The sequence below is a fragment of the Porphyrobacter sp. AAP82 genome, assembly GCF_000331285.1.
Lineage (GTDB): Bacteria > Pseudomonadota > Alphaproteobacteria > Sphingomonadales > Sphingomonadaceae > Erythrobacter.
Map to the genome: position 1 here is coordinate 120,198 of NZ_ANFX01000032.1, position 18,507 is coordinate 138,704.

An 18,507-nucleotide genomic window follows, 5' to 3' on the forward strand; every position below is an offset into this window, starting at 1 on the left:
CACCCCCTGCCCCTCCCGCAAGCGGGAGGGGAGAAGTGACAGCCAGAATCGCCGTCCTCATCTCCGGCGCGGGAACCAACATGGCCGCGCTCGTCTATGCCAGCCGTATGCCGGAGAGCCCCTACGCGGTGGTGCTGGTCGGCTCCAACAACCCCGAAGCCGCAGGCCTCGCGCTCGCGCAGGCCGAGGGGATCGCGACCTTCGCTCTGCCCCACAAGGGCCTGACCCGCGAGGCGCACGATGCCGCGATGGAAGCCGCCGTGCTGGAGGCGGGCGCGGACCACATCGTGCTCGCGGGCTACATGCGTATCCTGTCGGACGGGTTCGCGAGCCGCTGGGCGGGACGGATGCTCAACATCCACCCCTCGCTGCTGCCGCTCTACAAGGGCACCGGCACCCACGCCCGCGCCATCGCGGCCGGCGACAGCCACGGCGGCGCGAGCGTGCATCTGGTGACGCCGGAACTGGACTCGGGCGAGGTGCTGGCGCAGATCGCGGTGCCGATCACGCCCGCCGACACCCCGGAGAGCCTCGCCGCGCGCGTCAAGCTTGCCGAGCACCAGCTCTACCCGCGCGCCGTCGCCGACTATGTCAGCCGCTGGCTCGATCCGGCGGCGCTGCTGGCTCGCCTCCGCGCGCTCGCCCTTGCCTTGCCCGATACCGACGAGCGCGAGAGCCACGGCAGCCCCGGCTTCCGCGTCGGGGGCGAGAAGACCGGCAAGTATTTCGCCTATTTCGCCGACCAGCACCACGGCACGCCGCACATCGCGCTGCTGGTGCGCACCGGATCGATGGACGAACTCCTCGCGCTGGTCGAGGATCAGCCCGAGGTCTATTTCAAACCCGCCTATTACGGCGCGAGCGGGTGGATCGGGATCATCCTCAACCGCCCGGGGGTGGACTGGGATGCGGTTGCCGCATGGCTGGAGCGCAGCTGGCGCGGCGCGGCGCCCAGGCGGCTCACGCGGCTGATGGACGTGGCGGAGGAATTCTGATGCCCCCGCCGACCCGCGACCACCTGCTTGCCCGCGGGCCCCTTGCGACACGCGCCAACGCCTTTCTCGGCAAGGCATGGGAGCGCGGGTGGCTGCCGCCGCCCGAGCTGCACCCCGAGGCGCTGTGGGCGCTCGCCGCCAAGCCCTATGGCGCGCGCGCCGAGGCGGCGGAGCATGGCGGGCGCTCGGACGAGGACGTCGCCGATTTCCGCGAGCGGCTCGCCCGGCTGATCGCGAGCGTCGAGGACGAGGCTCACCTCAATCCTCTGGGCCGGGCGATGGCCTGGGGGCAATTGTCGCGCGTGGTGAAGAACCGGCTGGCATTCGGCGCGCTGTGGCGCGACCGGCCCGAACTGCTCGAAACCCCGCTCGGCCCGCCGATCATCGTCATCGGCCATATGCGCAGCGGCACCACCCGCATCCACACGCTGCTGGCCGCCGATCCGGCGCATTCGCACACCCGCTACTGCGACGCCTATCACCCCGTGCCCTTAGGATTGGGGGCGCGCCTCGGCATGAACCGCGTCAAGGCGGCGATGGAGCTGGCGATGCTCGGGCTCCTCAATCCGTGGATGCAGTCGATCCACCCGATGGCCCCCGCGGCGGTGGAGGAGGAGTTGGCGTGGCTTTCGGCCGCGCTCCACCATTCGATCTACGAGAGCCAATGGCACATTCCGGCCTATTCGGCATGGAGCGAGGCGCGCGGGCCTGCGCCGATCTACCGCGAGTTCCGCCGCATTCTCCAGACCGACGCCGCCCATCGCGGGATCGCCGACAAGCCGCGTGTGTTGAAGGTCCCCGCCTTTGCCGAGGATTTATCGACGCTCCTCGCCCTGTTCCCCGACGCGCGGCTGGTGCTGGCGACGCGCGAGCACGAGGCGGTGCTCAAGAGCGCGATCAGCCTCGCGGCCAACCAGATGGCGATGCAGTCCGACACGTGCTGCCTCGAGGCGATCGAAGCACGCTGGCGGCACAAGATCGCGCTGCGCGAGGCACGCATGGCCGCAGCGCTCGAAGGCTGGGAGGGCCCGGCCGCGCGCGCCTGCTTCGATGCGCTGAACCATGGCTGGGAGGCGGCGATCGCCGGCATCTACCGGGATCTCGGCCTCGCACTCACCCCGCAAGCACGCGCCGCGATGCGCAAGGTCATGGCCGCGAGCGAGGATGGCCACCACCGCCAGCATGCCGAACAGCTCGCGCGCTTTGCCGGGGCCTGACGCAAAAAGGCCGCCCCTCGCGGGACGGCCCTTTGGTTGCGGCGAAGTCCGAAGACTTAGCCGACGATCTCTTCGGGCTTGAAGAAGAATGCGATCTCGATCGCGGCGTTTTCTTCCGAGTCCGAACCATGGACGGTATTCTCGCCGATCGACAGCGCCAGTTCCTTGCGGATCGTGCCGGGTTCGGCGTTCTCGGGGTTGGTCGCACCCATGATGTCGCGGTTGCGGGTCACGGCGTCTTCGCCTTCGAGCACCTGCACGACCACCGGCTCGCTCATCATGAATTCGACCAGCTCGCCGAAGAAGGGGCGCTCCTTGTGGACGGCGTAGAAGCCTTCGGCCTGCTCGCGGGTCATGTGGATGCGCTTGCTCGCAACGACGCGCAGGCCGGCTTCTTCCAGCATCTTGGTGACCGCGCCGGTAAGGTTGCGGCGGGTGGCGTCGGGCTTGATGATCGAGAAGGTGCGGGTGACCGCCATGAGTATGCTCCTGTGAACTCTTTTCGTTGTGGGGGATCGTTGGCCGCGCCCTTAGAGCCTGTCGCGCTGGGGTGCAAGCATTGGCACGGAGCCGATCATGGCCCGGCGCAAGGAAAGAGGAAGGCGCCATGCCGAGGCATAGGGACCGGGTGTTTCCCGACCGCCCGGAGGCGTGCTATGGTGGGGAAGGGATTGCTTGAGGGGGGATAGCATGGACCACGATACCGGACTTTCGCGGCGGCATTTTGCAGGGGCGGCGCTGGGCGCTGCGGGCCTTGTGCTGGGCGGCGGGGTTGCCCGTGCAGCGGAGCAGGCGCAGACCGCGGGCGGCGATCTCGGGCCGTTCTACCCGGTGATCCGCCCGGGTGACGACGATTTCGACATGACCCACATCAAGGGCCGCAAGGGCCGGGCGCTGGGCCGCGTCATCGAGGTCACCGGCCGCGTGCTCGACCGCAAGGGCAATCCGGTGCGCGGCTCCGTGCTCGAGTTGTGGCAGTGCAATGCCGCCGGACGCTACGCGCATCCGGGCGATATCGCCACAGCGCCGCTCGATCCGAACTTCCAGGGTTTTGCGAGGCTCGTCACCGGCGCCAGCGGCGAATGGCGCATCCGCACCATCAAGCCTTCGGGCTATGACAGCCCGATCGGCCACCGCACGCCGCACATCCACTTCGACATCAAGGGCCGCGAGAAGCGGCTCATCACCCAGATGTATTTCACCGAGGACTACGCCACCAACAGCCAGGACGCGCTCTACAGGCAGCTCGGCGAGGACGCGGTGACGGCGATGGCACAGCAGCAGGCCGAGGCCGATCGCTACCGCTGGGACATCGTGCTCGGCGAAGGCTGAGGCCTGCTCAGCCGCCCTTCTTGGTGGCGATGATGATCTGGCCGGTGGTGACGGCCCCTCCCTCGCCCGCACTCGCGGTGACCGAGAGCGTCGCGCCGTCCTCTTTGCGCTCGCCGCCGATCATGCGGGTCCCGTTGGTGTCCATCTCGATCTGGATGTCGAACCCGGCCGCCTTGGCCTCGCCCTTGAAATGGGCGACGACCTTGTCGGCAGGGGCGCCCGCCTCGAAGGTCAGCATCGTCGCCTCGCCATCGGGCTGGTTGACGAGGGTGTTGGCGATCACCTTCGATCCGGGAAACAGGCTGAAGCCCTGCGGCAGATCGACCGGCACCGCGGGGCCCGAGCGCATCGTCGCATCGCCATCATCGCCCGTGATGGTCATGCTGGTCTCGCCGGTCGCCTTGTCGATGGTGTAGCGCGCGTCCTTGCCGTCCGCAGTGGTCACCTCGCCCGAGGTTTGCGATCCGCAGGCCGACAGCAGCAGCGCCGCGCCTCCGCCTGCGAGCATGGCTGTGACGATGCGCATGTGCCTGTCCCCCCCTGAAGCTATCGGGGAGGAGCATCCCCCATCGCGGGGATTCGGTCAAGGGTCAGGCCTTCTTGACCCAGCGGCCCGCTTCCTGCGCGAAATAGGCGCGCTCCACCCCGTCGCGCCCGTCAACCGCGCGCCACGCCGCGCGCGCCTGCGGGGCAAGCTCGGGCGGGAAGAGCAGGAAGACGCGGGCAAAGCCCTCGGTCTCGCGGAAGGTGCCATCGGCGAGGATCATATGGCTCGCGCCGTTGAGCGGTGCGGGCGCATCGGACAGCAGCACCGGCTGGCGATCCGCGCCCGGGGCATCGGCCTCGCCATTGGCCAGAAAGCTCTCCGGCCCGGCCTGCCACAGGGCCGCGGCGATGGCAGTGCGCTGTCCGGGATCGGCCGAGACCACCAGCACCCGCGCGCCCTCGTCCAGCACGCGCCGGGCGATGAGGGCGACAACCTTCTCTACGGGATCGTCGGTAACCTGCCAGAAATCGAGCTTCATTGCGGGCGCTCACCTTCCCCGGCCGGCCCGTCCATGCGCTGGAGCAGCCAATAGGCACCGAGCGCGCAGAAAGTGATCGAGATCAGGGGCACGGGCCAGAGCAACCCCCACCGCCCGTCAAGCATCGCCGCTGCGGTGCCGGGGAAGAGGGTGTAGACCCATTGGTCATAGTCGCGAAAGGCCATCGCCGGGGCGAAGATCACGGCGGCGGTGATGGCGATCGCGGCGTTGCCCTCCGGGCTGCCCCTGCGTCCCTTGCGCAGCAGCAGAACCAGCGGCAGGACGATCAGCGCCCCCAGCGCGAGCACGCCCCACGCGATGATCCGCCCGATCCCCGAGAAATCGCTGGCGAGCGCCGGGCTGGCACTCGCCAGTGCCGCTGCCGCCACGCCTGCCCGCAGGAACCAGCGCATCATCATCCCCCCTTGGCCCCCGACTTCGCGTTTGCGCGGCAGCGGTCGGAACAATATTTCACATTGTCCCAGTCCCGCTCCCACTTCTTGCGCCATGCGAAAGGCAGCCCGCAAGTCAGGCAGGTCTTGGTCGGCAGATCGCTCTTCTTGCGCATCTTGGGGATGGCAGAAACTCCCCTTTAGCCTTCCACCACATCCCGCACGAACTGGTCGAGCAGGCGCACGCCAAAACCGGTCGCGCCCTTCTCCCAGGTGTGCCCGGGCTTCTGCGACCACACCATGCCGGCGATATCCAAGTGCGCCCAGGGGGTGCCGTCCTTGATGAACCGCTGGAGGAACTGCGCGGCGGTGATCGAACCGGCCTCGCGCGGGCCGACGTTCTTGATGTCGGCGACGGGCGAATCGATCAGCTTGTCGTAATTGGCGCCGAGCGGCATGCGCCACAGCTTGTCGCCGCTGGTCTGCCCCGCCGCCGAAAGCTGCGCGGCGAGCGTGTCGTCATTGGCGAACATCCCGCCATATTCGTTGCCGAGGCTGATGATCATCGCACCGGTCAGCGTGGCAAGGTCGACGATCCGCGCCGCGTCATACTGCTCCTGCGCCCAGTGCAGCGCGTCGCACAGCACCAGCCGGCCTTCGGCATCGGTGTTGAGGACCTCGACGGTCTGGCCGCTCATGGTGGTGACGATGTCGCCGGGGCGCTGGGCGGCGGCGTCGGGCATGTTCTCGACCAGGCCCATCACGCCGATGACGTTGGCCTTCGCCTTGCGCGAGGCCAAGGCCAGCATCGCCCCCGCGACGGCCCCCGCCCCGCCCATGTCCCACTTCATGTCTTCCATCCCCGGCGGCGGCTTCAGGGAGATGCCGCCGGTATCGAAGGTCACACCCTTACCGACGAAGACGGTCGGCTTTTCGCCTTGCGCGCCGCCATTCCAGCGGATCGCCAATAGCTGGGATTCGCGCGCCGAGCCCTGCCCGACGCCGATCAGCGCGCCCATGCCGAGCGCCGTCATCTCTGCTTCGCCGAGCACGGTGATCTCGACACCCGTCCCCGCGAAGGCCTCACGGCAGGCGGCGACGAAGCTTTCGGGGTAGAGGATGTTGGCCGGTTCGGTGACGAGACCGCGAGTGAATTCCACGCCCTTCGCCAGCGCCGCCTCGCGCTCCCATGCCGCAGCCGTGCCCTCGGGCGCGTTGACGACATGGACGGCGTCAAGCGAGGGGCGCTTGTCGGCAGGCAGCCGGGTGCGATAGGTGTCATGCCGCCATGCGCGCAGGCGCAGCGCGAGCAGCAGCGCGGCGGCATCGTCCGCCGCAAGGCCTGCACCGCCAAGGTCGAGCACCATCGCCGTCTCGCCCGAGACGAGATACTTCGCGGTCAGCGCCGCGCCCGCACGCTCGCAGTGGTGGCGGCGATCGGCGCTGCCCGCTTCGCCCAGCCCGGCAATGGCAATGCGCTTCACGCCGCCATCGAGGCTGGCGAAGCCTTCGAACACCTGACCCGCGCGACCCGAAAAGCGCGAGGCGGCCGCGCCCTCGACCAGCGCCGGATCGAGACCGGCCAGCGCCTGGCCCTGATTGACCACCCGCGCATGAAGACGGATTTCGGCAGGGGCGGCGGCGGTGAGATGGATTTGCATGGACACTCCGAAGGACACTTGGAAACGCCGGGGCGGACTGGGCGCGTGGCCCCTGCGGCAGGCCGCGCGCGCCCTTGCGCAATGGCGATTGCGATTAAGCGCGAGCGGTGCAATAGGCAAGGCCATGTCGGGAGGCTTGCAAGACGCACCGCGCGTGGCCGCGCGCCACGCCCCGCGCTTCCCGGCGCGAGGATCGGTGTCGCGTATCGCGCTCGCCCTGGCGCTTGCGCTCGCCGCCGAGCCGCTCGCCGCACAGGAGACGCCGGCTCCCGCGCCGGCGCCCGCGCCGGTCGATGACCGCACCATGGAAGAGCGAATCGAGCAGGACCTGATCGGCTACGGCCACCGCCGCCCGCCTGCCGACCTGGCCGAGCCCGTCCTGATCACCGCCCGGGACCTCGCACCCGCCCCGGCCGCCGGTGCACGCCCCCCCCGCCGGATCGACTTCGAGGCACGCGAGCTCGCCTACAACGACCAGACCGACACCGTCACCGCGCGCGGCGATGTGATCCTGCGTTCCGAGGACCGCTCGGTGCGCGCCGACGCGGTCACCTGGGACCGCAAGACCGGCAAGATCATCGCCACCGGCAACATCCGCCTCGTCGACGAGGCGGGCAACCAGCTGTTCACCGATCAGGTCGAGCTGACGGAAGAATTCGATGCCGGCGCGATGAGCGAGCTGCTGATCGCCCTGCGCGCCGGCGGACGGCTCGCGGCGCGTTCGGCGACCCGCGGGGAGAACGGCGTCGCGGTGCTCGCCGATGCGACCTACACCGCCTGCCCGGTGGTCGATGCCGCAGGCTGCGCTAAGGACCCGAGCTGGCGCGTCACCGCGCGCCGCGTGATCTATGACCAGAAGGCCAGCCGCGTGCGCTTCGAGGGCGCGATGCTCGAACTGTTCGGCACGCCGGTCCTGCCCATGCCGGGCCTCGCGGTGCGCACCGACGGCAAGTCGGAGAGCGGTTTCCTCGTCCCCGATGTGCGCCTGACGCAGGTCAACGGGCTCGAGCTTTCGGGCGAATACTACTGGCGCATGGCCGACAATGCCGACCTGACTTTGGGCGCCTATGTGTTTTCCAACACCGCGCCGATGGCGAGCGCGAAGTGGCGCCACCTCACCGAGAAGGGCGCCTATCAGGCAACCGGCTATGTCACCTTCTCCGACCGCGCCTCCGATCTCACCGGCGGGCAATCCTTGCGCAACGATCCGCGCGGCTACCTCGATGCCAATGGCCGCTTCCAGTTCTCGCCCGACTGGAGCCTGACCGGATCGATCCGCCTCGCCTCGGACCGCACCTTCCTGAGGCGCTACGATATCAGCCGCGATGATCGGCTGCGCTCGACCATCAATCTCGAGCGCGTCACCGACAATTCCTATTTCTCGATCGCCGGCTGGGCGACACAAACGCTGCGGTTGAACGCCGACCAGGGCCAGGTGCCGCTCGCGCTGCCGGCCATCGACTACCGCCAGAAGATCGCCGATCCGGTGCTGGGCGGCAATCTGATGTTCCAGGCGAACAGCCTCGCGCTGCTGCGCAACGAGGGTCAGGACACCCAGCGCGCCTTTGCCGGCGCGCAGTGGGACCTGAAGCGCCTCACCCCGCTCGGACAGGTGGTGACGCTGACCGCACTGGTGCGGGGCGATGTCTACAACACCCGCAACAGCCTTGCGACCACCACGCTCGCCTATCGCGGGACCGAGGGCTGGAACGCGCGCGGCATCGCCACCGCGGCGCTCGATATCGAGTGGCCCTTCGTGGGCAAGGCCTTCGGCGGCACGCAGGTGTTCAAGCCGCGGCTGCAAGTCGTGGCGTCCCCGCGCATCCGCAATCTTGCCGTCCCCAACGAGGATGCCCGCGCGATCGACCTGGAGGATTCAAACCTCTTCGCGCTCAACCGCTTCCCCGGCTACGACCGCATCGAGGATGGCAGCCGCATCACCTGGGGGCTCGACTGGGAATTGCAGCGCCCGGGCTGGCGCATCAAATCGACCATCGGCCAGTCCTTCCGCCTTGAGGAGCCGCGCCCCGGCCTGTTCCCTGAAGGCACCGGCCTGTCCGAGCGGGTCACTGATTTCGTCGGCCGCACTGAGGTGCGGTTCCGCAATCTCGTGCAGTTCACCCACCGTTTCCGGCTCGACAAGGACAGCCTCGCGATCCGCCGCAACGAAGTGGACGCGACGATCGGCTCGCGGCGCACCTATGTCGAGGTCGGCTACCTGCGCCTCAACCGCGACATCGCCACGGTCGAGGACCTGCGTGACCGCGAGGAGCTGCGCGCCGCTGCGCGCGTGGCGATCGGGCGCAGGTGGTCGATGTTCGGCTCGGGGGTCTTCAACCTCACCGACCGCGACGAGGACCCGGTGTTCCAGCCCGACGGCTTCCAGCCGATCCGCACCCGCTTCGGGGTCGCCTATGCCGATGACTGCATCGAGTTCGGTGCGACCTGGCGGCGCGACTTCATCGACGCAGGGGACGCGCGGCGCGGCAATGCGTTCCAGATCTTCTTCGCGCTGCGCAATCTGGGTTTCCGCTGATCCCCCGCCTGGCATCTGCAAGAATTGGCAGGGCGCGCAAATCGCGTTAAGGAGCCGACCGCGGCAAGCTGGCCAGAGGGTGCGGGATCGCCCGGGGCTCAGCTTTCATTCAGCCGGTGCGCGGCATCGGCAACACGGCAGCGTGCGCTTGGCACGCCGGCAATGGCCACAAGGCGGGATTGAACGAGTGAGTGTGAAGCTGTTTTCGAAGGCGCTTTTCGCCAGGACCGGAACCGCGCTGGCAGGGGCCGCGATGCTCGGCCTTGCCGCAGCGCCTATGGCCGCGGGCGCGCAGACCGTCGCCGTGCCGACCGCCGACAACCCCTTCGGCCTGCCCGAGGATATCACCCTGTTCGGCAAGGCCGACCCGGACAAGCGCACCGCGACCGCCATCGTCAACGGCTTCGTCATCACCGGCACCGACATCGACCAGCGCGTCGCGCTGGTGACCTCGGCCTCCGAAGCGCCGATTTCCGAGGAAGAGATGCTGCGCCTGCGCGTCCAGGTGCTGCGCAACCTCATCGACGAGACGCTGCGCATCCAGGCCGCCGAGGCCGACGAGGTCCAGGCCAAGCGCGAGGAGATCGAGGAGACCTACCAGCAGCTCGCCGCGCAGAACTTCGCCGGCGATCCCAAGAAGATGGACGCCTATCTCGAATCGATCGGCTCCTCGGCCGCATCGCTCAAGCGCCAGATCGAAGGAGAAGTGGCGTGGGACAACCTGCTGCGCCGCAACGTCATGCCGCGCGTCAATGTCTCGGCCGAAGAGGTCAATGAAGTCCTCGAGCGGATGAAAGCGGCCAAGGGCACCGACGAATACCGGCTGGGCGAGATCTACCTTTCCGCGACCACCGAAAACCGCGCAGCGGTGCTCCAGAACGCGCAGGCGATCATGCAGCAGTTGCAGCAGGGCGGCAGCTTCGTTGCCTATGCGCGGCAATATTCCGAGGCGAGCACGCAGGTCGTCGGCGGGGACCTCGGCTGGGTGCGTGCCGGCCAGCTGCCCCCGCAGCTGGCCGCCGCGGTGCGCACCATGCAGCCCGGCCAGCTCGGCGGTCCGATCGAAATCCCGGGCGGCTTGTCGATCATCTACCTCATCAACAAGCGCCAGGTGCTGATGCCCGACCCGGCCGAGGCGCTGCTGAGCCTCAAGCAGATCTCGATCGCTTTCGCGCCCGGCGTCACGCAGGAACAGGCCGAAGCCAAGGTTGACGCTTTCGGCCAGTATCTCAGCGCGTTGCGCGGCTGCGCCGATGTCGAGGCGGGCGCGGCGAAGATCGGCGCCGAGGTGATTGCGAACGACCAGATCAAGGCGGCCAACCTGCCCCCGCAGCTGCGCGACATCGTCCTCCAGCTCCAGATCGGCCAGGCCACCCCGCCCTTCGGCGGCATCCAGGAAGGCGTGCGCGTGCTGATGCTGTGCGGGCGCGAGGATCCCAAGGATGCGGGCGCGCCGACCTTCCAGGCGGTGATGAAGCAGATCGAGGACGACCGGGTCAACAAGCAGGCCCAGCGCCTGATGCGCGACCTGCGCAATGACGCCTATATCGAGTACAATTGACCGCACTTTCTGCACCTCTCGCCATATCGCTCGGTGATCCGGCCGGCATCGGGCCCGAGGTGATCCTCGGCGCCTGGACGCGGCTGGGGTCCGGGGGCGGCGCGCCGCCGGCCTTCGTGGTCGGCGGGCCGGAGCTGCTGCGCGCCTGCGCCGAGGCGCTCGGCATCGACTGCCCGATCATTCCCATCGCCGACCCGTCCGAGGCGGCCTATGCCTGCGCCGTGGGCCTGCCGGTCCTCGCCCTCCTCGACGGGCCGTGGCAGCCTGCCCGCCCCTCGGCCGACGGCGCGCGGCTGGCGCTTGCCTCGCTCGAGTGGGCGGCGCGCTGCGTGCGCGCGGGCGCTGCCTCGGGCGTGGTCACCGCGCCGGTCTCCAAGGGCGCGCTCGCCGCGATCGGCTGGGACTACCCCGGCCAGACCGAGTTCCTCGCCGACGCCTGCGCCCGCCCCTATCGCGACGCGGTGATGATGCTCGCCGGGCCGGCCTTGCGCACCGTCCCGCTCACCGTCCACGTGGCCCTCGCCGAGGTGCCCACGCTGCTCTCGGCCGAGCTGATCGTCCACAAGGCCCGCATCGTCGCCGCTGGCCTCACCCGCGACTTCGGCATCGCGCAGCCGCGCCTCGCCGTCGCCGCCCTCAACCCCCATGCGGGCGAGCAGGGCCAGTTCGGGGACGAGGAGGCGAGGCTGATCGCGCCTGCCATCGCCGCCCTTAGGGCCGAGGGCCTCGCCGTCACCGGCCCTGTCCCGGGCGACGCGCTGTTCACCCCCCGCGCCCGCGAGACCTACGACGCGGCGCTGTGCATGTACCACGACCAGGCGCTCATCCCCCTCAAGGCGCTCGCCTTTGACGAGGGGGTCAATGTCACGCTCGGCCTGCCCATCATCCGCACCTCGCCCGACCACGGCACCGCCTACGACATCGCCGGGCAAGGCAAGGCCGATCCCGGCGCGATGGCCGCCGCCATCGCCATGGCCGCGCAGATGGTGCGCGCGCGGGCCCGCGCCGGTGCCTGACCACGTGACCACCCTCCCCCCCATCCGCGACGTCATTCAGCGCCACAACCTCGCCGCCTCCAAGGCGCTCGGGCAGAACTTCCTGCTCGACGAGCAGCTCCTCGCCCGCATCGCCGCGCTTCCCGGCGACCTTGCCGGCCAGGCGGTGCTCGAAGTCGGCCCCGGCCCCGGCGGGCTGACCCGCGCGCTGCTCAGGGCCGGCGCGCGCGTCACCGCGATCGAGATGGACCGCCGCTGCCTCCCCGCCCTTGCCGAGCTTGGGCAAGCCTTCCCCGACCAGCTCACCATCGTCGAGGGCGACGCGCTCAGGCTCGACCATGCCGCGCTGATGCAGGGCGAGCCCTTCCACGTCCTCTCCAACCTCCCCTACAACGTCGGCACCGCGCTGTTCGTGCGCTGGCTCGGCGGCGAGGCATGGCCGCCCCTTTGGCGCTCGCTCACCCTCATGTTCCAGCGCGAGGTCGCCGACCGCATCGTCGCAGCCGCGCACGAGGACGCCTATGGCCGCCTTGCCGTGCTGGCGCAGTGGCGCTCCGAGGCGCGGCTCGCGATGAAGGTCCACCGCAGCGCCTTCACCCCGCCCCCCAAGGTGATGAGCGCGATCGTCCACGTCACGCCCGCCGCCATGCCGGAGGGCGTAGCGCTGCGCACCCTCGAGCGCCTCACCGAAGCCGCCTTCGGCCAGCGCCGCAAGATGCTGCGCCAGAGCCTCAAGGGCGTGCCGGGCGCGCTGGAGGCCCTTGCCAGCCTCGGCATCGACGAGACCCGCCGCGCCGAGACCGTCAGCGTCGCCGAGTTCGTGGCGCTGGCCCGCGCGATGCAGGGGTGACCCGCCCGCCCGCTCCGGCCCGCGCCAGAGCGTGTAGGAGACACATGAGACACTGTCCTGAGGCGAAAAACGTGCCCCTTGGCGAGCGCGCTTTCCAGACGATCGCGAAGGGAGAAAAGGCGGGCCATAAGGGCAAGCCTGCCTTACGCAAGGCGAGTAGGAAAGCGCCGATTTTCAGCCCGGCGCGCGCGCTGCCCTTCCAACTTCGCTCAGCCGGACAGGCGGCGCAACCGCGCCCTACCCCGCCTTCTTCTTCAAGCGCCACGCATGCAGCAGCGGTTCGGTATAGCCCGACGGCTGTTCCACCCCCTTGAAGATCAGGTCCGTGGCCGCGCTGAAGGCTGCGCCGTCCTCGTTGCCGGTGAGCGCCACATAGAGCGGATCGCCCGCGTTCTGCGCGTCGACCTTGGCGGCCATGCGGGCGAGGCTGTCCAGCACCTGCGCTTCGGTAATCACCCCGTGCAGCAGCCAGTTGGCGATGTGCTGCGAGGAGATGCGCAGCGTCGCGCGGTCCTCCATCAGGCCCACATCATTGATGTCGGGCACCTTGGAGCAGCCAACGCCCTGATCGATCCAGCGCACCACATAGCCCAATAGCCCCTGGCAATTGTTGTCGAGCTCCTCGCGCACTTCCTCATCCGACCAGTTCGCCCCTTCCGCGAGCGGGATTGCGAGGAGGTCATCGAGACCGGCGGGTTCGGGCAGAGCTTGCTGCACCTCGAACACGTCGATCTGGTGGTAATGCAGCGCGTGGAGCGTCGCGGCGGTGGGTGACGGGACCCATGCGGTGTTCGCGCCGGCCTTCAGGTGGCCGACCTTCTCGACCATCATCTGGCCCATCAGGTCGGGCGCGGCCCACATGCCCTTGCCGATCTGCGCCTTGCCCGAAAGGCCGTGCGCAAGGCCGATGGCGACATTGCGCGCCTCGTAGGACTTGAGCCACGCGCTGGTCTTCATGGCGCCTTTGCGCAGCATGGGTCCTGCGCGCATAGAGGTGTGGATCTCGTCGCCGGTGCGATCCAGAAAACCGGTGTTGATGAAGACGATCCGGTCCTTCACCGCGTAGATGCAGGCGGCAAGGTTGGCCGAAGTGCGGCGCTCCTCGTCCATCACGCCGACCTTGATGGTGTGGCGGGGGAGTTTGAGCAAATCCTCCACCGCATCGAACAGATCGTTGGTGAAGGCGCATTCTTCCGGCCCGTGCATCTTGGGCTTGACGATGTAGATCGAGCCCTTGCGCGAATTGCCGAAGCGCCCGTGGCCTTCGACGTCTAGCGTGGAGATCGCCGAGGTGAACACCGCGTCCATGATGCCCTCGGGAATTTCGCTCCCGTCAGGCAGGCGGATCGCCGGGTTGGTCATCAGGTGGCCGACATTGCGCACGAACATCAGGCTGCGGCCCTTGAGGGTCTGCGCGGTGCCATCTGTGGCGGTGAAGCTCCTGTCGCCCGTCAGCGTGCGGGTGAGGGTCTTGCCGCCCTTGTCAAAACTCTCCGACAGATCGCCGCGGATGATGCCGAGCCAGTTGGTGTAGGCGGTGAGCTTGTCTGCCGCATCCACCGCCGCGACCGAATCCTCGCAGTCGGCGATGGTGGTAAGCGCGGCTTCGACGATGATGTCGGCGATGCCGGCCTTGTCGGCCCTGCCGACAGGGGTGCTGGAATCGAACACAACTTCGACGTGCAGGCCGTTGTTTTCCAGCAGAATGCCCTTGTCGGTGGTGCCGACCTGCTGCGCTGGATCGGCAAGCGCGATTGTCTCGCGGCCCGCAAGGTCGGCCCAGCTTCCGCTGGCGAGGGGGAAGGTCGCGTCGAGGAACTGCCGCCCGCGCGCGATCACCGCTTGCCCTCGCGCCTCGTCATAGCCGCCGGGCCGCGCCGGGGGAGCGTCCAATGCATCGGTGCCGTAGAAAGCGTCGTAGAGGCTCCCCCAGCGCGCATTGGCGGCGTTCAAAAGGAAGCGCGCGTTGAGGATCGGCACCACCAGCTGCGGCCCGGCCATCGTCGCGATCTCGGAATCGACGTTCTGGGTGCCGATCTGGAAGTCGCCGGGCTCGGGAACCAGATAGCCGATTGCGGTGAGGAACGCCTTGTAGGCCGCTGGATCATGCGGCTTGCCGGCGCGCTCGATGTGCCATGCGTCGATCTGCGCCTGAAGGCTCTCGCGCTTGGCCAGCAGCGCGCGGTTGCGGGGCGCGAAGTCGGCGAGCAGCGCCGCGAAGCCCTGCCAGAAGGCGTCCACGTCGCGCCCGAGGGGGGCAAGCACCTCGCGCTCGAGGAAGCTCGCAAGGGCGGCGTCCACGGCAAGGCCGGCGCGGGGGATCATGTCAGTCATCGGTGTCCTCGTCGGTTGAACAAATCCGGGGAGGAGAGGACGCGCGCCCTATGGCAAAGGGGAGAGGCGATTGCAACGCCTTGGCCCCGCGCGCTGGCGCGGCTAGAGGGTGGGGATGGACGGGACGAGAGCGACAATCGACAGCGCGCAAATGCTGGCGCAGGTGCAGGCATGGAGCGCGCTCAACACCGGCACCGCGAACCTTGCAGGCCTTGGCGAGCAGGCCGCGATGCTGGCCGAGGCCTTCGGTGCGCTCCCGGGCACGGTGGAACTGGTCGACCCTGCCCCCGTCACCGCGATCGCCGCCGATGGCTCGGCTTACGAGAAGCCCCACGGCCAGCATCTGGTTGTCCGCGTGCGCCCGCAGGCGAACCGGCGCATCCTCTTGACCGGGCACATGGACACGGTGTTCCCGGCCGATCACCCCTTCCAGCGCCAGACCTGGCTCGACGGCGAGACGCTGAACGGGCCGGGTGTCGCCGACATGAAGGGCGGGATCGCGGTGATGCTCCACGCGCTGCTGGCGTTCGAAGGCACCGCCCACGCCTCGGCGCTGGGCTATGACGTGCTCATCAATTCGGACGAGGAGACCGGCTCGCTCGCCAGCGCCGCGCTGATCGCGGAACTCGCGGCGGGCAAGCTCGCGGCGCTGACCTATGAACCCGCAGCGCTCCCCGATGGCACGCTGGCGCACGATCGCGGGGGCACGGGCAACTACTCGATCACCGTCACCGGCAAGAGCGCCCACGCGGGGCGCAATCCGCACGAGGGGCGCAACGCGATCGTCGCGGCGGCGGACCTGATCCTGCGGCTGAAGGCGCTGGAGACGGGCGAGATCACCATCAATCCCGCGAGGCTCGAAGGCGGGGCGGCCAACAATGTCGTGCCCGACACGGCCGTGCTGCGCTTCAACGTGCGCCCCCGGACCACCGCCGCCGCCGAGGCCTTCGACGATCATCTCAACGCTTTGCTACGCAGCATCGCGGCCGCACACGACATTGCCGCCCACCGCCACGGCGGGGTCACCCGCCCGCCCAAGCCGGTCGATGCGCGCGCGCAGGCGCTGTTCGATCTCGTGCGCCAATGCGGCGCCGAGCTTGGCCAGACGATCCGCTGGCAAGCCTCGGGCGGGGTGTGCGACGGCAACAATATCGCTGCCTGCGGCGTCCCGGTGGTCGACACCATGGGGGTGCGCGGCGGCGCGATCCATTCGCCGGACGAGTATCTGATCGTCCCCAGCCTTGCCGAACGCGCGGCACTCAGCGCCCGCGTCATCGAGCGTCTCGCTCAGGGAGCCCTCCAGTGACCTTTCGCCTCCGGCCTGCGCGCCCCGCCGATCTCGAAGCGCTTTACGAAATGGCCAAGCTCACCGGCGGGGGGTTCACCAACCTGCCGCCCGACCGCGCGGCATTGAAGGCCAAGCTCGAGCGCGCCGAGGCCGCCTTCGCGAGGCCGCAGGACACGCTGGCCGACGAGCAATTCGTGCTGGTGCTCGAAAACGCCCGCAACGGCGCGGTGCGCGGCACCTGCCAGCTGATGACCCAGGTCGGGCAGCGCTGGCCCTTCTATTCCTACCGCCTCAACACGCTGACCCAGTATTCGCAGGAACTGGACCGCACCGTGCGCGCGGAACTGCTCAGCCTCGTCACCGACCTTGAGGGGTCGAGCGAGGTCGGCGGGCTGTTCCTCCACCCGGGCGAGCGCGCCGGAGGCTTCGGCCTGCTGCTCGCCCGCTCGCGCTATCTGTTCGTCGCCATGCACCGGCCGCGCTTTGCCGACCGCATCCTTGCCGAGCTGCGCGGCATCATCGACGAACGCGGCGGATCGCCCTTCTGGGACGGGGTCGCGGGGCGCTTCTTCGGGATGGGCTTCCAGGAGGCGGACTATTTCAACGCGATCAACGGCAACCAGTTCATCGCCGACCTGATGCCCAAGCACCCGGTCTATATCGCGATGCTGAGCGAGGATGCGCGCAGCGTCATCGGCGTCCCCCACCCGACGGGGCGCGCGGCGATGCGGATGCTCGAGGGCGAAGGCTTCCGCCACGATGGCTATGTCGACATCTTCGATGGCGGGCCGACGATGACCGCCTGGACCGACAGTGTCACCAGCGTCAGGAACGCAGCCCACGCCAAGGTCACCGCGCTCGACGTCGCCGAGGGCGAGCGCGCGATCCTTGCCACCGGCCATCTCGGCACCTTCCGCGCCTGCTTCGGCGCGCGGGTGATGGACGGGGCGGGCGGCATCGCGATCGATTCGGCGAGTGCGGACCTCCTCGACGTGTGCGCGGGCGACGCGGTGTGGAGTGTGGCACGATGAGCCTTGCCGAAATCAATTTCGACGGGATCGTCGGCCCCTCGCACAATTATGCGGGGCTGAGCCTCGGGAATATCGCCAGCCAGGGCCATGCGGGCGATCCCTCCTACCCGCGCGCCGCCGCCTTGCAGGGCGTGGCGAAGATGCGCGGCAATCTTGCGCGATTGGGCGTGCAGGGCTTCCTGCTGCCGCTGCCGCGCCCCAACGGGGCCTTGCGGCAGGCGCTTGCGCTCGACGGCACAGAGCCGCCGCAGCTGCGCGCCGCGCCGTGGTCGGCCTCTGCGATGTGGACCGCCAATGCCGCGACTGTCTCGCCCGCCCCCGACACCGCGGACGGGCGCTGCCACCTGACGCCGGCGAACCTCGTCACCATGCTCCACCGTGCGCAGGAATGGCCCGATACGCAGGCCCAGCTCAGGATCGCTTTCGGCGACACGCGGCACTTCGCAGTGCACGATGCCGTGCCCCCCACCTTCGGCGACGAGGGCGCGGCCAATCACATGCGGCTGTGCGAGAGCCATGAGCGGCAAGGCGTCGAGGTGTTCGTCTATGGCAGGCCGGGTGGCCGCTTCCCCGCGCGCCAGCACGAACAGGCCAGCCGCCTCGTCGCCCGCGCCCACGGGCTTGATTCCGCGCGCACCGTCTTCATCGAGCAGAACCCCGAGGCGATCGCGGCGGGCGCTTTCCACAATGACGTGGTCGCCGTGGCGAACGGCCGCGTGCTCTTCACCCATGCCGAGGCCTTCGCCGACCAGCAGGGGGCCTATGAGGCGATCCGCAAGGCCTTCCCTGCATTGGAGGTGGTCGAGGTGCCCTCCTCCGCCGTGTCGCTGGAAGAGGCGATCCGCACCTATCTGTTCAACGCCCAGCTCCTGACCCTGCCGGGCGGCGAGATGGCGCTGATCGTCCCCGAGGAATGCCGCGAAAGCCCCGCCGTGTGGGGCTGGGCGCAAGCGATGCTCGCCGGAAACGGCCCGATCCGGCAGGTGATCCCGGTCGACGTCCGCCAGTCGATGGCCAATGGCGGGGGACCTGCCTGCCTGCGCCTGCGCGTGGTGTGCGATCCGGCCACGGTCGATCCGCGCTTCCTGCTGGGCGAAGCCAAGGCCGATCTGCTGGAGCGCACCATCGCTGCGCATTGGCCTTTGCAGATCGACCCGTCCGATATCGGGACGCAGACCCTCGCGGACAGCGTGATCGCTGCACGGCTCGCCCTGCTCGACGCGCTCGATCTGGCACAGCTTGGTTAACGCATTTGGCGATGCGGGCCGGCAGGCGTAAGGTTACTTCATT

General features: G+C 69.0%; 17 protein-coding genes. 10 read left to right on the forward strand and 7 right to left on the reverse strand.

What is annotated here, in order from left to right; all coding sequences use genetic code 11:
• Positions 1 to 35 precede the first annotated feature (35 nt).
• Together purN and D620_RS0110525 are read left to right on the forward strand one after the other, a co-directional pair.
• On the forward strand, positions 36 to 995 hold the full coding sequence (gene purN / locus D620_RS0110520; RefSeq protein WP_026092128.1) for a phosphoribosylglycinamide formyltransferase: 960 nt from the start codon (positions 36 to 38) through the stop codon (positions 993 to 995).
• Positions 995 to 2,212 (forward strand): sulfotransferase, encoded by a 1,218-nt coding sequence (locus D620_RS0110525; protein WP_017665769.1) that lies wholly within the window; start codon positions 995 to 997, stop codon positions 2,210 to 2,212. Before purN ends, D620_RS0110525 begins: the two co-directional genes overlap by 1 nt.
• A 56-nt stretch (positions 2,213 to 2,268) precedes the next feature.
• Here D620_RS0110525 and ndk read toward each other — a convergent pair whose 3' ends face one another.
• The gene (gene ndk, locus D620_RS0110530; protein ID WP_017665770.1) at positions 2,269 to 2,691 is read right to left on the reverse strand and encodes a nucleoside-diphosphate kinase; all 423 of its coding nucleotides are present in this window, start codon (positions 2,689 to 2,691) and stop codon (positions 2,269 to 2,271) included.
• Between the two features lie 211 nt (positions 2,692 to 2,902).
• Here ndk and D620_RS15205 point away from each other — a divergent pair, with 211 nt between their 5' ends.
• On the forward strand, positions 2,903 to 3,544 hold the full coding sequence (locus D620_RS15205; protein WP_017665771.1) for a protocatechuate 3,4-dioxygenase: 642 nt from the start codon (positions 2,903 to 2,905) through the stop codon (positions 3,542 to 3,544).
• Between the two features lie 7 nt (positions 3,545 to 3,551).
• On the opposite strand, the gene D620_RS0110540 is transcribed toward D620_RS15205, so the two are convergent.
• The 5 genes from D620_RS0110540 to D620_RS0110555 form a co-directional block, all read right to left on the reverse strand.
• Positions 3,552 to 4,070 (reverse strand): hypothetical protein, encoded by a 519-nt coding sequence (locus D620_RS0110540; protein WP_017665772.1) that lies wholly within the window; start codon positions 4,068 to 4,070, stop codon positions 3,552 to 3,554.
• Positions 4,071 to 4,134: 64 nt separating this feature from the next.
• The gene (locus tag D620_RS0110545; protein WP_017665773.1) at positions 4,135 to 4,569 is read right to left on the reverse strand and encodes a DNA polymerase III subunit chi; all 435 of its coding nucleotides are present in this window, start codon (positions 4,567 to 4,569) and stop codon (positions 4,135 to 4,137) included.
• A complete protein-coding gene (locus D620_RS0110550) occupies positions 4,566 to 4,988 on the reverse strand; it encodes a hypothetical protein (RefSeq protein WP_017665774.1) in 423 nt (140 codons plus the stop codon). Before D620_RS0110550 ends, D620_RS0110545 begins: the two co-directional genes overlap by 4 nt.
• Positions 4,985 to 5,137, reverse strand: a complete 153-nt coding sequence (locus tag D620_RS16040) for a DUF2256 domain-containing protein (RefSeq protein ID WP_081596577.1) — start codon at positions 5,135 to 5,137, stop codon at positions 4,985 to 4,987. Before D620_RS16040 ends, D620_RS0110550 begins: the two co-directional genes overlap by 4 nt.
• Positions 5,138 to 5,161: 24 nt before the next feature.
• On the reverse strand, positions 5,162 to 6,622 hold the full coding sequence (locus tag D620_RS0110555) for a leucyl aminopeptidase (protein ID WP_017665775.1): 1,461 nt from the start codon (positions 6,620 to 6,622) through the stop codon (positions 5,162 to 5,164).
• A gap of 124 nt (positions 6,623 to 6,746) precedes the next feature.
• Between D620_RS0110555 and D620_RS0110560 the strand changes: the two genes are divergently transcribed.
• From D620_RS0110560 to rsmA, 4 genes are all read left to right on the forward strand, one after another.
• On the forward strand, positions 6,747 to 9,158 hold the full coding sequence (locus D620_RS0110560) for an LPS assembly protein LptD (RefSeq protein ID WP_017665776.1): 2,412 nt from the start codon (positions 6,747 to 6,749) through the stop codon (positions 9,156 to 9,158).
• Between the two features lie 193 nt (positions 9,159 to 9,351).
• Positions 9,352 to 10,719, forward strand: coding sequence for a peptidylprolyl isomerase (locus D620_RS0110565; protein ID WP_017665777.1), 1,368 nt, complete (start codon positions 9,352 to 9,354; stop codon positions 10,717 to 10,719).
• Positions 10,716 to 11,735 carry a 4-hydroxythreonine-4-phosphate dehydrogenase PdxA gene (gene pdxA / locus D620_RS0110570; RefSeq protein ID WP_026092129.1) on the forward strand — a complete coding sequence of 340 codons (1,020 nt, stop codon included), beginning with the start codon at positions 10,716 to 10,718 and terminating at the stop codon, positions 11,733 to 11,735. The genes D620_RS0110565 and pdxA overlap by 4 nt, the downstream gene beginning before the upstream one ends.
• 4 nt (positions 11,736 to 11,739) lie before the next feature.
• Complete coding sequence (gene rsmA / locus D620_RS0110575) at positions 11,740 to 12,564, forward strand: 16S rRNA (adenine(1518)-N(6)/adenine(1519)-N(6))-dimethyltransferase RsmA (protein ID WP_051020601.1); 825 nt, start codon at positions 11,740 to 11,742, stop codon at positions 12,562 to 12,564.
• Between the two features lie 237 nt (positions 12,565 to 12,801).
• On the opposite strand, the gene D620_RS0110580 is transcribed toward rsmA, so the two are convergent.
• Entirely contained in the window at positions 12,802 to 14,898 is a 2,097-nt protein-coding gene (locus tag D620_RS0110580) for a malate synthase G (protein ID WP_026092130.1), read from the reverse strand.
• Between the two features lie 115 nt (positions 14,899 to 15,013).
• Between D620_RS0110580 and D620_RS0110585 the strand changes: the two genes are divergently transcribed.
• From D620_RS0110585 to D620_RS0110595, 3 genes are read left to right on the forward strand one after another with little or no spacing between them, the layout of a single operon-like run.
• Positions 15,014 to 16,204, forward strand: coding sequence for a hydrolase (locus D620_RS0110585; protein WP_026092131.1), 1,191 nt, complete (start codon positions 15,014 to 15,016; stop codon positions 16,202 to 16,204).
• Positions 16,201 to 17,217, forward strand: a complete 1,017-nt coding sequence (locus tag D620_RS0110590; RefSeq protein ID WP_017665782.1) for an arginine N-succinyltransferase — start codon at positions 16,201 to 16,203, stop codon at positions 17,215 to 17,217. The genes D620_RS0110585 and D620_RS0110590 overlap by 4 nt, the downstream gene beginning before the upstream one ends.
• Positions 17,214 to 18,464: an N-succinylarginine dihydrolase gene (locus D620_RS0110595; RefSeq protein WP_017665783.1), complete on the forward strand. Its 1,251-nt coding sequence runs from the start codon at positions 17,214 to 17,216 to the stop codon at positions 18,462 to 18,464. The genes D620_RS0110590 and D620_RS0110595 overlap by 4 nt, the downstream gene beginning before the upstream one ends.
• Positions 18,465 to 18,507 lie beyond the last annotated feature (43 nt).